Below are 14,756 nucleotides of genomic sequence, written 5' to 3'. Positions count from 1 at the left end.
TGACGAGGAGTCGACGATGACCACCACCTCTGCGCTCCTGGCGACCTACCCGCTCCACGACGGGGCGGGCACGCCGGTCGTGCTGCTGCACGGTTTCCCGCTGGACCACCGCATGTGGGCGGCCGCGGCGCAGGCCCTGCCCGAAGGGGTGCGCGCCATCGGCGTGGACCTGCCCGGCCAGGGGCACTCCGACCTCGGCGGCATCCCGCCGCGGCTCGAGGACGTCGCCGACGCCGTGCACCACACCATGCGGGAGCAGGGCGAGGGCAACGCGGTCGTGGTCGGCCTGTCGATGGGCGGCTACGTGGCGCTCGCCCTGGCGGAGCGGCACCCGGGGTTCGTCGTCGGTCTCGGGCTCGTCGACACCAAGTCGACCGCCGACCTCGACGCCGCGCGCGCCAACCGGCTGCGGATCGCGGCCGCCGTCACGGAGGGCCAGACGCTCGACCCGGTCCTCAGCATGCCCGGCACGCTGCTCGGGCCGACGAGCGTGGAGAAGCGGCGGAACCTCTTCCCCCTGCTCGAGTCATGGATCCGCGCGCAGTCGCCCTCGGGCGTCGCCTGGGCGCAGCGCGCGATGGCGGCCCGCCCGGACCGTACCGACGTGCTGCGGACCTTCGACGGCCCCGTCTCCGTGGTGGTCGGGGCGGAGGACCAGGTGACCCCGCTGGTCGAGGCCGAGCACATGGTGCACGCCGCGAGGGACGGCGCGCTGACCGTCGTCCCCGCGGCCGGCCACATGAGCGCCGTCGAGGACCCGGCGACCGTCGCCGCCGCCATCGGGCTGCTGCACCGGCGCGTCGCCGAGCGCACCAACCCGCCCCGCTGGCCCTGGCAGTACCGCCCGGCCCCGACCAGCTGACGCAGCCGACCGACGAGACGCCGCGGGCCCGCCACCGGACGGTGGCGGGCCCGCGGCGTCAGCGCGCGTCGCTCAGGCCTTGGCCTTGGCCTTGGCCTTGGGCGGGGCCGGGGTCTCGTTCTCGGCGTCCGCCTCCACGGGCTCGTCCGCGGCGTCCTCGGGCTCGGCGACCTCCCCGGAGTCCTGGTCGGAGGAGGCGTCCTCGGGCTGCCCGGCGGCGTCCGGCTGCTCGTCGGCCTCGGGCTCGACGTCGGTGTGCTCGGCGACCTTCTCCGCCTGCGGCGCCGGGGGAGCCGGGACGGGCGCCTGCAGGACGGTGACGGGCTGGCCCTGGCCGGCCGGGGTCTCGGCCTTCTCGGCACCGAGCAGGCCGCGCAGCTCCTCGAGGTAGGAGTTGATCGAGTCGTGCCGGCGGGTGAGGTCCTCGAGCTGGCGGGCGGCCGTGGATCGGTGGTTCTCCGCCTCGACGCGCGCGTCGTTGACCATCGTCTCGGTGAACTCCCGCGCCTCGGCGACGATCCCGTCCGCGGTGCGGCGGGCGTCCGCGACGAGGGCCTTCACGTAGGTGTCCGACTCCGCGCGGACCTTCTCCGCCTGCTGCAGGGCCATGGCGACCCGCTGCTCCGCCTCCGCCGCGTGCTCCTCGGCGGCCCGGACGAGCAGGTCCGTCTCCTGGCGGGCGGTCTCGTGCCGCGCGGCGGCCTCGTGCTCCACCTGCTCGCGGCGCTGCGCGATCTCCAGCTCGGCGTCGGCCAGCGCGGCACGAGCCTGCTCGCGCAGCTGCTCGAGCTCGGTCGTCACGGCGTCGGACGCCTCGGCCGCCTGGTGCTTGGCCTCGGCGATGATGCGGGCGGCCTCCCGGCGGGTGCGCTCCAGGAGGTCGGTCGACTCGCGGTCCGCCTCCTCCCGCTGCGCGGCGGCCTCGGCGGCCGCCTGCGCCCGCTGCTGCGCGGTGTCGCGCTCGGCGGCGACGCGCAGCTCGGTGGTCTCGCGCTCCGCGGTGGAGCGCTGGACGCCGATCTCGCGCTCGAGGGTGGCGCGGCGCTCGCTCTCCTCCGCGGACAGCGTGCTGGTGATGAGGGCGGCCTCGCGCTCGGCGGAGCCGACGAGCTCCTCGGCGCGGCGCTGGGCGGCGAGCAGCGTGCCCTCCGCCTCGGCGGCCGTGGTGGACCGGATCTCCTCGGCCTCGCGGCGCGCGCTGCCGAGCAGCTCGGAGGCCTCGGACTCCGCGCGGGCGCGGACCTGGCCCGCGGACAGCTTGGCCCGCGCCATGATGTCGGCGGCCTGCTGGTTCGCCTGCGTGAGCACCTCGGTGGACTGCTCCTCCGCGGACCGCAGGAGCCGCTCGACGCGCGAGCCGAGCCCGGCGTACGAGGGCTTCTCGTTCTCCCGGAGCTGGCGCTGCACCAGCGCGAGCTCCGAGGAGATCTGCATGGCGCGCGCGTCGGTGCTCTCGACGTTCCGGCGGGCCTCCTCGAGCGCCTGCTCGAGTCGGGCGATGTGACCGTCCACCTGCGCGCGGTCGTAACCGCGCATGGTGATCGGGAAGAGCGTGCGCTCGTCGGACACGTGCAGACCTCCGTACATGGTGGGTGCCCCGGCGTCGCCAGGATAGTGGCGGGGGCAGGGCGCCGATACTCGGGACATTCTTGCCCTCGCGGGACGAGTCGGACATCCTCCCACGCCGGGTCGGTGCGGCGCGACGGCGTCGCCCCGGCAGTGTTCCACGGGTCGTGACGACGCGCAGGAGCCAGGGCGCGGCCGTCGTACGCGAGTCGTGAAGGGTTCGTGAACCGCACCCTGCCAGGGCGGTCACGTGGACGGAGCCCTCCGCGCCGTCCCTATGCTGGACTGTCCACGTCGAAGGGAAAGCTCGGTGCTGCAACGCATTCTGGGCGGTGTCCTGGTCCTGGTCGGACTGGCTGCCGCCGCGCTCGGTGTCGCCTCGGCCACGGTCTGGCGCGACACCGACACGGTGGTCGCCACGGCCAAGCCGACCGGTGACGGCACGTTCGTCGTCACCGACCCCGGTGTCCTCGGGCTCGTCGGTGGCGACGTCACCGTGAGCGCGTCCGTCCCCGAGGGGCAGAAGGTCACCCTCGCCGTCGGTCGGGACGTCGACGTCGCGGGGTGGGTCGGCAACGACCCGTACTCGCGCGTGACGGGCCTGAGCGACTGGGAGAACCTCTCCGTCGCGGCGGGCGAGCCCGCCGACCCCGACGCCGAGACCGAGGAGGCGCCGAAGTCCGGCTCCGACCCGGCCGGGTCGGACATGTGGGTGGCAGAGGCCTCCGACGAGAACAGCGTCACGCTGCGCTGGAGCGACCGCCCCGGCCGCTGGACGCTCCTCGCCGCCGGTGTCGGCGAGGGCGCGCAGGCGCCGACCCTGGAGCTCAGCTGGCCGCGCGCCGTCACCACGCCCTACCTGTGGCCCGGCGTCGGGGTGGGCGTCGTGCTGGTGCTCGGCGGGGTCCTGCTGCTCGTGCTGGGCGGGCGCCGTGCCCGCGCCCACCGGGCCGACCTCGCCGAGCAGGGGGCGGGCGACGAGACCGCCACCGACCTCCACGACGACGGCCCGCCGGCCGGCGGCCTCGGGGCCCCGTTCGCCCCGGTGCGCCCGACGACCGCGACCGCGGGCCCCTGGGCGCCGTCGACGCTCGCCGAGCCTGCGGCGGACGACGCCCAGGCCGCCCCCGCCGAGCCGGCGACGGGTACCGAGGGCGAGGACGACTCCCCGGAGGACGGCACCGCGCGCGACTCGGCCGCCGGCACCGCCGAGGTGCCGCTCGCCGGCAGGCTCCTGCGCCGGTCGCGCCGCCGCCAGCGCGACGAGGCCGCCGACGCGCCGGCCGTGCCGTCGGCCGACCCGGCGCCGACCGCCGCCGACACGGCCGCCCCTGGGCCGTTCGGCAGCCTGCCCGTCCCCGGCCCCGCGGTGCCGGCCGAGCCGACCGTGCACGAGCCCGTGCCGGCCGAGCCGACCACCGCCACCGGTGCCCTGCGCATGACACGGCGGGAGCTGCGCGCCCAGGAGGAGGCCCGGCGGGCGGCGGAGCAGGGCGGGATGACCCGCATGCTGCGCGCCATCACCGGCTCGATCCCCGCGGTGCGCCCCGCACAGCCCGACGGGGCGTCCGAGGAGGGCGCCACCCGACCCGACACCTCCACGCCCGCGGGCCGCGCCGCCGCCTGGCGCGCGACCTGGGGCTTCGGCGACACCTCCCGGACCGGGCAGCCCGCCGACCCCACGACCGACAACGACGGGGAGAACCGATGAACCGCCGTACCACCCGCGGCCTGGCCGTGGCGAGCGCCCTCGTCGTGTCGTCGACGCTGCTCGCCGGCTGCGCCGACGAGCTGCCCCAGCCCCAGGCCGGCGAGGCGTTCAGCGGGCCCGTGCTGACCGAGGAGCAGGACACCCAGGTGTTCACCGCGGTCGCCGACACCGTGGCGAAGGCCGACAAGGCGCTCAAGAGCGACGCGCTCAAGCCGCGCGTGAGCGGGCCTGCGTACGAGGTGCGCAAGAGCCAGCTCGCCGTCGCCAAGAAGCGGGACAACGCGGAGTTCGTGACGGACATCCCGAGCGAGTCCCAGCAGATGATCATCCCGACCACCGAGGGATGGCCGCGCACCAGCTTCTCCATCACGTCCAGCACCGAGGACCTCGAGACGCCGCGCCTCGTGGCGTTCGAGCAGGCGTCCGCACGCTCGGACTACAAGATGTGGGCGTGGGTGCAGCTCATCCCCGGGCAGAGCATGCCGTACTTCGCCGACTCGGCCGTGGGATCGGACGCCGTCGCGGGGGACGACGACTCCCTGGCGGCCTCACCCGTCGACGCCCTCGCGCAGTACGCGGACATCGTCACCCTCGGTGCCAAGAAGTCGTCCTTCACGAAGGGCTTCGAGCTGCCCGAGGGCGACCTGGTCGCGGCCGTCGCGGCCGACGCGGCGGCGTGGAAGGAGGTCGAGGGCTTCGAGGAGTCCGGGACCAAGTACACGCAGAAGTACCAGGCGCGCAAGGACGAGGTCCGCGCGGTCCGCACGGCCGACGGCGGGGCGCTCGTCATGGGCGTCCTCGACGGCAAGACCACGGTCGAGGCGGAGGAGGACGCCAAGGTGCCGGCCCTCTCCGAGACGCAGAAGGCGCTCCTCGGTGACGCCGCGCAGACGAACGTGCTGAACACCCGGTACACGGACATGGTCGCGCTGTACGTCCCGGCGAAGGGCTCCGACGAGAAGATCCGGCCGCTCGGCTACTCGCACGTGGCGACGGCGGCCTCGAACTGACGCTCCGCTCGTAGGATGGCGCCCATGACCAACCCCACGCCCGACCCGACCTTCAGCACGCGTGGCGCCGTCGACCTGTCGGCGCTGAACCGCCCGCAGTCGCCGCCCCCGGGGGAGCCCGGCGGCGCGCCGTCGGCGGGCGGCTACGTGCTGGACGTCACGGACGCGAACTTCCAGCAGGTGGTGCAGGACTCGACCACGTACCCCGTGGTCATGCTGCTGTGGATCCCCACCGACAAGGCCAACGCCGATCTCGGCGAGCTGCTGGGCCGGCTCGCGGAGGAGTACGCCGGCCGGTTCCTGCTCGGCCGCCTCGACGCGCAGGCCTACCCGCAGGTGGCGGCCGCCTTCCAGGTGCAGGGCGTGCCGACCGTCGTCGCGGTGCTGCAGGGCCAGCCCCTCCCGCTGTTCCAGGGGGCGGCGCCCGAGGAGCAGGTGCGCGGCGTGCTCGACCAGGTGCTGGCCGCGGCCGAGCAGAACGGTGTCACGGGACGCGCCCCCGCCCAGGGCGCCGAGGGCGAGGAGCCCGCGGAGGCCGTCGACCAGGAGCCGGTCGAGGAGCCGCTGCCGCCGCTGCACCAGGAGGCGTACGACGCCATCGAGCGCGACGACCTCGACACCGCCGTCGCGGCCTACGAGAAGGCGATCAAGCAGGACCCGAAGGACGCCCTCGCGGTGGCCGGCCTGGCGCAGGTGCGCCTGCTGCAGCGCACCCGCGGCGCCGACCTGCAGGCGGCCCGGACCGCGGCGGCCGACGCCCCGGCGGACGTCGAGGCGCAGCTCGCCGTGGCCGACATGGACATGCTCGGCGGCAAGGTGGACGACGCCTTCGCCCGCCTGCTCGAGCTGCTCCCCGGCGCCGACGCGGACGCGAAGGAGAAGCTCCGCGTGCGGCTCGTCGAGTACTTCGAGATCGTCGGGCCCACCGACCCGCGCGTGATCAAGGCCCGCCAGCGCCTGGCGATCAGCCTGTACTGACGCCCACGCCCGATGCGTCCCCGGGTCAGTCCGCGGGGCGCAGCACCAGCACGCCGAGCGGCGGCACCCGCAGTGTGGCGGAGTGCCGCCGCCCCTTCCAGGGCACGTCCTGGGCGTGCACGCGCCCGAGGTTGCCGACGCCGGAGCCGCCGTAGACCTCGGCGTCCGTGTTGAGGACCTCGTCCCAGGCGCCGCCGTCGGGCAGCGCGAGGCGGTACCCCTCGTGCGGCACGCCCGCGAAGTTCACGACCACGACGGCGGGGTCGCCGTCGGCGGACCGGCGCACCCACGAGAGCGTGTCGTGGTCGGCGTCGTCGGCGTCGAGCCACTCGAACCCGGCGGTGTCGAAGTCCCGCTCCCAGAGGGCGGGCGTGACCCGGTAGAGGGCGTTGAGGTCGCGGACCAGGCGCTGCACGCCGGCGTGGCCGGGAGTCTCGAGCAGCCACCAGTCGAGGCCGGAGCCCTCGTCCCACTCGGCGTCCTGCGCGAACTCCTGGCCCATGAACAGCAGCTGCTTGCCGGGGTGCGTCCACTGGTAGGCGAGGAAGGCGCGCACGCCCGCGAGCTGCTTCCACCGGTCGCCCGGCATGCGGCGCAGCAGGGAGCCCTTGCCGTGCACCACCTCGTCGTGGCTGACCGGCAGCACGTACTGCTCCGAGAACGCGTAGACCAGTGAGAACGTCAGCTCGTGGTGGTGGTAGCGCCGGTACATCGGGTCGTGCGCGACGTATCGCAGCCCGTCGTTCATCCAGCCCATGTTCCACTTCAGCCCGAAGCCGAGCCCGTCAGCGTCGGTGGGCCGGGTGACGCCGGGGAAGGCCGTCGACTCCTCGGCGATCATCATCACGCCGGGGGAGCGGCGGTAGGCGGTGGCGTTGGCCTCCTGCAGGAACGCGATGGCCTCGAGGTTCTCCCGCCCGCCGCGCACGTTCGGCTCCCACTCGCCGGGCTTGCGCGAGTAGTCGAGGTAGAGCATCGACGCGACGGCGTCGACGCGCAGGCCGTCGGCGTGGAACTCCTCGAACCAGTACGTGGCGTTGGCGACGAGGAAGTTCCGCACCTCGCGGCGACCGAAGTCGAAGACGAGCGTGCCCCAGTCGGGCTGCTCCCCGCGGCGGGGGTCCGGGTGCTCGTACAGCGGGCCGCCGTCGAACCGTGCGAGGGCGAACTCGTCGCGGGGGAAGTGACCGGGCACCCAGTCGAGGATGACGCCGACGCCGGCCTGGTGCAGGCGGTCCACGAGGTACCGGAAGTCGTCGGGGTGCCCGAACCGTGCGGTCGGCGCGTAGTAGCCGGTCACCTGGTAGCCCCACGACCCGCCGAACGGGTGCTCCGCCACGGGCAGCAGCTCGACGTGCGTGAAGCCCTGCTCGACGACGTAGGCGGTCAGCTCCTCCGCGAGCTCGCGGTAGCCGAGCCCTGGCCGCCAGGAGCCCAGGTGCACCTCGTAGACGCTCACCGGCCCCGCGTGCGGGTCGGACGCCGCGCGGCGCGCCATCCACTCGCCGTCCGCCCACTCGTACGCCGAGTCGACGACGACCGACGCCGTGGCGGGCGGCACCTGGGTGCCCTTGGCGAGCGGGTCCGCCTTGGCCCGCCACACGCGGTCGGCACCCAGCACCTCGAACTTGTACCGGGTGCCCTCTCCCACGCCGGGCACGAACAGCTCCCACACGCCGCTCGCGCCGAGCGAGCGCATCGGGTGCACCGTGGTCCAGCGGTTGTGGTCGCCCACGAGGCGCACGCCCCGGGCGTTCGGCGCCCAGACGGCGAACGCCGTCCCGTCGACGTCGCCCAGCGCGCTCGGGAAGCGGCGGGGGTTGGCGCCGAGCGCCCGCCACAGCTCCTCGTGGCGGCCCTCGGCGATCAGGTGCAGGTCCACCTCGCCCAGGGTGGGCAGGAAGCGGTACGGGTCGTCGACGGTCTGGACGTCGTCGTCGTAGCGGGTCCGCACGCGGTAGTCCGGGGCGTGGCGCCCGCCGGCGGCGTCCACGCCCGCCGGCACCACCGACTCCCACACGCCCGCCGCCACGTGCCGGGCTGGGTGCTCGCCGTCCCCGGTCACGACCGTCACCTCGTCGGCCAGCGGCCGCAGCACCCGCACGACGGCCCAGGCCCGGTCGGCCGGCGCGCCGTCGTCGTCCAGCAGGTGCGGCCCGAGCACGGCGTGCGGGTCGTGCAGCGTGCCCTGGGCCAGGGCGGTCAGCACCTCGGGGTCGACGGGCGGTGGCGACGGCGTCATGCGCCCACGATTCCACGGACGTATGTCGGGCGCGTTCCGACGCGCGGCCCGGCCCCGGGCGCGGGCAGCGGCCCGGCGAGGCATACCATCCTGCTCGGGAAGGAGAGCGGATGGCTCGGATCACGATCGCGGACATCGCCCGGCGGGCCGGTGTGTCCACGGGGGCGGTGTCCTACGCCCTCAACGACCGCCCGGGCGTCTCCGACGAGACCAGGGCGCGGATCCTCGGGGTCGCGGCGGAGCTCGGGTGGGTGCCGAGCCAGGCGGCCCGGGCGCTGTCCGGCGCGCGGGTGGAGACGATCGGCCTGGTGCTCGCCCGCGCCCCGGAGACCCTGGGCTTCGAGTCGTTCTACATGCAGTTCATCGCGGGCATCGAGCAGGTGCTCACGGAGCGTTCGTACGGGCTGCTGCTGCAGGTCGTGCCCGACATGGACGCCGAGACCCAGGCGCACCGGCGCTGGCACGCCGCCCGCCGCGTCGACGGCGTGATCGTGGTCGACCCCCGCAAGGACGACCCCCGGATCGCGGCGCTGTCGGAGCGCGACGCCCTGCCCGCCGTCGTCGTGGGGGACCCCGAGTTCGCGGGGAACCTGCCCGCGGTGTACACCGACGACGCCACGGCCCTCCGCGAGTGCGTGCGCTACCTCGCCGGGCTGGGGCACCGCAGGATCGGCCGCGTGTCCGGCACGGAGGGCTTCGGGCACACGACCATCCGTGACCTGGCGTTCGACGACGAGGCGACGCGCGCGGGCGTGGTCGCCCGGGTGGCGCGGGCGGACTTCACGCCGGACTCCGGTGCGGCCGCCACCCGCTCCCTGCTGGAGACGGACGACCCCGTGACGGCCGTGATCTACGACAACGACGTCATGGCGTTCGCCGGCCTCGGGGTCGCGCACGGGCTCGGGGCGCGCGTGCCCGAGGACGTCTCACTGGTGGCCTGGGACGACTCGCCGCTGTGCCAGGCGGCGTACCCCCAGCTCACGGCGCTCAGCCACGACGTGACGAGCTACGGGGCGCACGTGGCCCGGCGGCTGTTCGAGCGGATGGCCGGGGCCGAGGCGCGGGCGTACCGCGACTCGACCCCGACCCTCACGGTGCGGGGGAGCACCGGCCCGCCTGCCTAGGCCGGAGCGAGGTGCAGCACGATCGCCTGGACGGGCCACAGCGTCGGCAGCTGCAGCCCGACCTCGGCGAGCACCCGGCCGGGGAGGATGACCGGTCCGTCGCCGAGCCAGCCCGGCGTGACCCAGCCCCAGCGTGACTCCCCGATCTCGTCCCGCAGCCGCACGGTGTACCGCCGCTCCGGGTCGAGACCGTCGATCCGCAGCCGCTCCGCGAGCGCCTCCTCGGGCGACGCGACGGTCGCGACGGTGACGACGGCCTCCGACCGGTCCTCGGCGACCACGGTGCGCGCCCGCAGGGCGGGGTCGGCGGTGTCGGGGTGCCGCACGGTGCCCGAGTGCAGGAGGCCGCGGAGCTCCTTGTAGAGCGCCGCGAACGCGGTGATCCGGGCGGTCTCCTCCGGGGTGCAGCCGAGGATGTCCCACTCGAACCCGGCGGAGCCCTGCAGCGACGTGGCGATCCGGTACGACAGGTCGGTGGCACGCCCGGAGGAGTGCGCGGGCGAGGGCCCGACGTGCGCGCCGACCAGCTCGGGGGGCAGCACCAGCTCGGTCCAGCGCTGGACGTCCTGCCGCTCCACCGGGTCGTTGGAGTCGGAGGCCCAGACCCTGTCGGTGCGGGCGAGGATGCCGAGGTCGGTGCGCGCCCCGCCGGAGGAGCACGACTCGATCTCCAGTGCGGGGTGGTCCTCCCGGAGCCGGTCCAGGAGCCGGTACGTGGCCAGCGTCTGGGCGTGCGTGCCGGGCGCGCCGTCGTGGACGGGCTCGACCAGGTCCCGGTTGTGGTCCCACTTGACGAAGTCGATGCCGAGGTCCGTCACGAGCGCGGACAACTGCCCCCGGACGTGCTCCCACGCGTCGGGGTTCGCCAGGTCGAGCACGTACTGGGTGCGGAACGACAGGCCGTCGGGCGACGGCACGGAGGCGGGGTTGGCCAGGATCCAGTCGGGATGCCGGCGCGCGAGGTCCGAGTCGAGGTTGACCATCTCCGGCTCGAACCACAGGCCGAGCTGCATCCCCAGGCCGTGCACCAGCTCGGCGAGCGGCTCGAGGCCGTCGGGCCACACGCCTCGGTCGACCACCCAGTCGCCGAGACCCCTGGTGTCGTCCCGGCGCGCGGGGAACCAGCCGTCGTCGAGGACGAAGCGCTCGACCCCCACCTCCGCCGCCCGCCGGGCGAGCGCGAAGAGGCGCTCGGGGTCGTGGTCGAAGTACACCGCCTCCCAGGTGTTGAGCACGAGCGGCCGGGGCGAGCGCGGGTGCTGGGGGCGGGCGCGCAGCCAGGTGTGGAACCGTGCCGCGACGCCGTCGAGGCCGCCGTCCGACCAGGCGAAGTACGCCGTCGGCGCGCGGTACGACTCGCCGGGCGCCAGGACGAGCTCGCCGGGTCGCAGGAGCTCTCCCGCGCCGAGCAGCGAGACGTGCTCGGTGACCCGGTCGACGCGGTGGCGCACGTCGGCGCTCCACCCCAGGTGGGCGGCCCACACCCGGCCGTCCCCGGCGCGGGGCGCGCCCTCGGAGGCGAGGGTCACCCAGGGGGCGTCGTGGCCGCCGCGGCCCCGGCGGGACTCGCGCACGGTGGTCCCCCGTGGCATCGGGGTCGTGAGCGGGGACTTCTCGCGCGTCCACCGGCCGCCGAACGTGGTGAGGTGGTCGGCCGTCTTCGGCACGGGCAGGGTCGCCTCGAGCCAGGCGACCTCGAGCCGGTCGGCGCCGTCGTTGACGAGCTCGTGGTCGAGCACGACGAGGCCGCCGGGGCCGACCTCCACGCGGGTGCGCAGGGTGAGGTCGCCGGTGGCGTCGGTGGCGGTGATGATCGCGGTCGCCTCGTCCGGGCGGCCCACGGAGGACTCCCACCGGGGGTACACGGGCCGGCCGGCACGCGTGACGAGGAGGCCGGGCCGGCCGGACCAGCCGTCGGACTCCTGCGGCAGGAGCGGCAGGCGCCAGGCGGCGTCGAGGGTGCCGGGCGGCGTCTGGCGGCTGGTCGCCCGGAGGAGGGCGTCGGCGGCGTCGTCGTCGAGCGGACCGAGGTCCGCACCCCAGTGCACGACGGCGGGCAGGCCGTGCGTCGGCAGATGGAGGACGAGGGCGGTCCCGTCGCGGTGCAGGACGTGGTGGGCGGTGTTCACAGGGCTCCGATCGTGGCGGGCTGGTCGGGTTCGGGGTCGGGCGTGAGGTCGGTCGACGGTCGGGGTCGGGCACGCCCCAGCGGCAGGCCCGGGTCGGGCGCGCCGCGCAGCACCGTGAGAGCGCCGCCGACGGCGGCGGCCGTGGCGACCTGTCCGGAGAGCGCCACCCGGGGCGGGCTGAGGGTGCGGCTGAGGGCGTGCTCGGACAGCGCGGCGCCGACGACGCGGCGGTACAGGGGGCCGGCCGTCGCGAACGCCGGGCCGGCGAGCAGCACGGTGTCCACGTCGAAGAGGTTGACGAGGACGGTGGCCGCCTGGCCGACCCGGCGGGCGGACCGGGTGAGCAGGTCGGTGGCGGCGGCGTCGCCGTCGCGCGCGGCGCGGGCCACGCGCTCGAAGTCGGCGAGCGTGTCCTCGGCGGGTCCCCGCACGCCCCAGCGCTCGGCGACGTCGCCGCGGGCCAGTGCCTGGGTGACGACGGCCGCCGGGCCCGCCTCCGCCTGCGTGCACCCGCGGTTGCCGCAGACGCAGGCGGAGCGTGCGTCCGGGAGCGGGACGTGGCCGATCTCGACAGCGTTCGAGGCACGCCCGCGGTAGGCGACGCCGTCCACGACGACGGCCCCGCCGATCCCCGAGGCCATGTAGACGAGCCCGAACGTCTCGGTGTCGAGGTCCCGCGTCCACAGCTCGCCCACGGCCGCCGCGGTCGCGTCGTTCTCGAGCAGCACGGGCAGGCCCAGCCCGGCGGCGAGGCGCGCCGTCAGCGGGAACCTCTCCCACGCGGGCGTGGGCTGCGCGGTGAGGAGCATGCCCCGCTCCCGGTCCTGCGGGCCGTGGGTCACGAGGCCCACGCCGAGCACACGGTCGCGGGGGACGCCGGCGCTCGCGAGCAGGTCGCCCACGTGGTCGACGAGCGTCCCCACGGTCCGGTCGGGCGACCGCCGTCCGGAGCCCCGCAGCCCGGCGCTCGCGACCGTCGCGCCGGCGAAGTCGACGACCACCGCCGTCGTGGTCGTCAGGTCGACCTGGATGCCCACGGCGTACCCGGCGTCCGCCGTGACGCTCAGCAGGCGGCGCGGCTGGCCGCGGCCGCGCTGCTGGACCCCGGTCTCGTGCACCAGACCGAGGTCCAGCAGCCCCCGGACGACGTGCGTGACGGTGGGGGAGGTGAGGCCGGAGAGCCGGGCCAGCTCCACCCGGCTGATCGACCCGCGGGTCCGCACGAGATCGAGCAGACGGCGCGACGAGACGACCTGCGCGACGCCGTCCAGCAGCATCTACCGCCTCCTTGCGTGAGTGACCTACAGCACTTGACCGCTTAAGTTAACCATGGCAAGAATACCCACGAGCGCCGACGACGGCGCCGCTGGAGCCGGCTCTGGTGCCGGCACGAGAAAGGACCGCAGATGTTCCTCAGGACAGGAATCCGTCGGCGCGGCGCGGTGCTCGCCGGTGTCGCGGCCCTCGGTCTCGCCCTCGCGGCGTGCTCCGGGGGCGGCTCGGCCGGCAGCTCGGGCGGCTCGGGCGGGGGCGCGGACAGCACGCTCGTCGCGTACACCGGCCAGGCCGGCGACTACCAGATCAACTTCAACCCGTTCTCGCCCTCGAAGATCGGCGGCCTCGGGACCATCTACGAGCCCCTGTTCTTCTACAACAAGGCCGAGGTGCGGGACCCGGTGCCGCTGCTGGGCACCGAGCAGGTGTGGAACGACGACGGCACGGAGCTGTCCGTCACGCTGCGCGAGGGCGTCACCTGGAGCGACGGCGAGCCCTTCACCGCGAAGGACGTGGAGTTCACCTTCACCCTCCTCAAGGACAACCCCTCGATCAACAGCGGCGGCTTCGACGGGACGGCGAAGGCGGTCGACGACACCCACGTGACGTTCACGTTCGAGCAGCCCGCGTTCGTCAAAGGCCCGGACGTGATGAACACGCCGATCGTGCCCGAGCACCTGTGGAAGGACATCAACCCCGTCGAGGACGTCATCGAGAACCCCGTGGGCACGGGGGCCTACCTGCTCGACAGCTTCAAGCCGCAGGCGTTCACGTACAAGGCGAACCCCGACTACTGGGGCGGTGAGCCCGCCGTCACGAACATCCGCTTCCTGTCGCTGTCGGGCAACCAGGCCGGCGCCGACGCGATCGCGGCGGGCACGGTCGACTGGCAGACCGGCCCCATCCCGGACATCCAGAACACCCACCAGAACTTCCCGAGCTACGACGCGTACACGCAGTGGCAGAACCAGATGGTGCTGTCCACCTGCTCGAGCGCGGAGATGGGCTGCACGGGTCCGCAGACCGACCCCGCCGTCCGCAAGGCGCTGTACTACGCGATGGACCGCACCCAGCTCAACAAGCTGGCGTTCATGGAGACGGCGAACGAGATGTCCCCGGTCTTCACGCTGACCCCCAGCCAGGACGAGTTCGTCTCGGACGCGGTGACCGAGAAGACCGCCCCGATGACGGCCGACCCCGACAAGGCGGCGCAGCTGCTCGAGGACGCCGGCTGGGCGAAGGGCTCGGACGGCATCTACGCCAAGGACGGCGAGAAGCTCACGCTCACGGTCGAGGTCGTGACCGGGTGGACGGACTACATCACCGCCCTGGACACGATGGCCTCCCAGGCGAAGGCGGCCGGCATCGACCTCCAGACCGCTCAGTCGTCGTGGAACGAGTGGACGGAGAAGAAGGGGTCGGGCAAGTTCGAGCTCGCGATCGACTCCCTGTGGCAGGGGCCCGCTCCCGACCCGTTCTACCTCTACAACTACTTCTTCGACTCGGGCTCCGGCGCGAAGGTCGGCAAGTCCGCGGGGAACAACTACTCGCGGTACTCCAACCCCGAGGTCGACAAGGCGCTCGACGAGCTGGCGAAGCTCCCGCTCGACGACGCGGCGGCGCGCCAGCCGTACTTCGACACGATCCAGGAGCAGATCCTCGAGGACATGCCGTACGTGCCGATCCTCACCGGCGGCACGACGAGCGTGTGGAACACGGCGAAGTTCAGCGGCTGGCCGTCCGACGACGACCTCTACGCGTTCCCGGCCGTGTGGTCCGCGATGGACGCCGCCGAGATCTTCAAGAAGATCCAGCCGGCCGGCTGACATGACCCGAGACGTCGTCCCCGAGGAAAGCAC

Annotated in this window: 10 protein-coding genes; 6 read left to right on the top strand and 4 right to left on the bottom strand. The window is 74.4% G+C overall.

Translation table 11 applies throughout. The features are described from left to right. The first annotated feature begins 16 nt into the window (after positions 1-16). Complete coding sequence (locus ACQP6G_RS19980; protein ID WP_429766967.1) at positions 17-862, top strand: alpha/beta fold hydrolase; 846 nt, start codon at positions 17-19, stop codon at positions 860-862. Between the two features lie 72 nt (positions 863-934). Here the strand turns inward: ACQP6G_RS19980 and ACQP6G_RS19975 are convergent, their stop codons facing one another. Further along, positions 935-2,431, bottom strand: a complete 1,497-nt coding sequence (locus ACQP6G_RS19975; protein WP_429766965.1) for a coiled-coil domain-containing protein — start codon at positions 2,429-2,431, stop codon at positions 935-937. 307 nt (positions 2,432-2,738) lie between these two features. On the opposite strand from ACQP6G_RS19975, the gene ACQP6G_RS19970 reads away from it, so the two are divergent. The 3 genes from ACQP6G_RS19970 to ACQP6G_RS19960 are packed head-to-tail and all read left to right on the top strand — an operon-like array spanning position 2,739 to position 6,127. Beyond that, on the top strand, positions 2,739-4,139 hold the full coding sequence (locus ACQP6G_RS19970; RefSeq protein ID WP_429766964.1) for a hypothetical protein: 1,401 nt from the start codon (positions 2,739-2,741) through the stop codon (positions 4,137-4,139). Beyond that, positions 4,136-5,149 carry a DUF8094 domain-containing protein gene (locus ACQP6G_RS19965; protein ID WP_429766962.1) on the top strand — a complete coding sequence of 338 codons (1,014 nt, stop codon included), beginning with the start codon at positions 4,136-4,138 and terminating at the stop codon, positions 5,147-5,149. The genes ACQP6G_RS19970 and ACQP6G_RS19965 overlap by 4 nt, the downstream gene beginning before the upstream one ends. Before the next feature lie 24 nt (positions 5,150-5,173). Continuing rightward, positions 5,174-6,127 carry a tetratricopeptide repeat protein gene (locus ACQP6G_RS19960; protein ID WP_429766960.1) on the top strand — a complete coding sequence of 318 codons (954 nt, stop codon included), beginning with the start codon at positions 5,174-5,176 and terminating at the stop codon, positions 6,125-6,127. Positions 6,128-6,152: 25 nt separating this feature from the next. On the opposite strand, the gene glgB is transcribed toward ACQP6G_RS19960, so the two are convergent. Next, the gene (gene glgB, locus ACQP6G_RS19955) at positions 6,153-8,369 is read right to left on the bottom strand and encodes a 1,4-alpha-glucan branching protein GlgB (protein WP_429766958.1); all 2,217 of its coding nucleotides are present in this window, start codon (positions 8,367-8,369) and stop codon (positions 6,153-6,155) included. A 110-nt stretch (positions 8,370-8,479) separates the two neighbouring features. Between glgB and ACQP6G_RS19950 the strand changes: the two genes are divergently transcribed. Further along, positions 8,480-9,493, top strand: a complete 1,014-nt coding sequence (locus ACQP6G_RS19950) for a LacI family DNA-binding transcriptional regulator (protein WP_429766956.1) — start codon at positions 8,480-8,482, stop codon at positions 9,491-9,493. On the opposite strand, the gene ACQP6G_RS19945 is transcribed toward ACQP6G_RS19950, so the two are convergent. Both ACQP6G_RS19945 and ACQP6G_RS19940 read right to left on the bottom strand, forming a co-directional pair. Continuing rightward, positions 9,490-11,622: an alpha-galactosidase gene (locus ACQP6G_RS19945; RefSeq protein ID WP_429766955.1), complete on the bottom strand. Its 2,133-nt coding sequence runs from the start codon at positions 11,620-11,622 to the stop codon at positions 9,490-9,492. The genes ACQP6G_RS19950 and ACQP6G_RS19945 overlap by 4 nt on opposite strands. Then, on the bottom strand, positions 11,619-12,899 hold the full coding sequence (locus ACQP6G_RS19940) for an ROK family protein (RefSeq protein WP_429766953.1): 1,281 nt from the start codon (positions 12,897-12,899) through the stop codon (positions 11,619-11,621). The genes ACQP6G_RS19945 and ACQP6G_RS19940 overlap by 4 nt, the downstream gene beginning before the upstream one ends. A 129-nt stretch (positions 12,900-13,028) precedes the next feature. Here ACQP6G_RS19940 and ACQP6G_RS19935 point away from each other — a divergent pair, with 129 nt between their 5' ends. Then, complete coding sequence (locus tag ACQP6G_RS19935) at positions 13,029-14,723, top strand: ABC transporter substrate-binding protein (RefSeq protein ID WP_429766951.1); 1,695 nt, start codon at positions 13,029-13,031, stop codon at positions 14,721-14,723. The last annotated feature ends 33 nt before the right edge of the window (positions 14,724-14,756 follow it).

The sequence above is a fragment of the Isoptericola nanjingensis genome, from assembly GCF_050311635.1.
Lineage (GTDB): Bacteria > Actinomycetota > Actinomycetes > Actinomycetales > Cellulomonadaceae > Isoptericola > Isoptericola nanjingensis.
The sequence above is the reverse complement of the archived record's forward strand: the minus strand, read 5'-3'. Positions and strand labels throughout refer to the sequence as shown.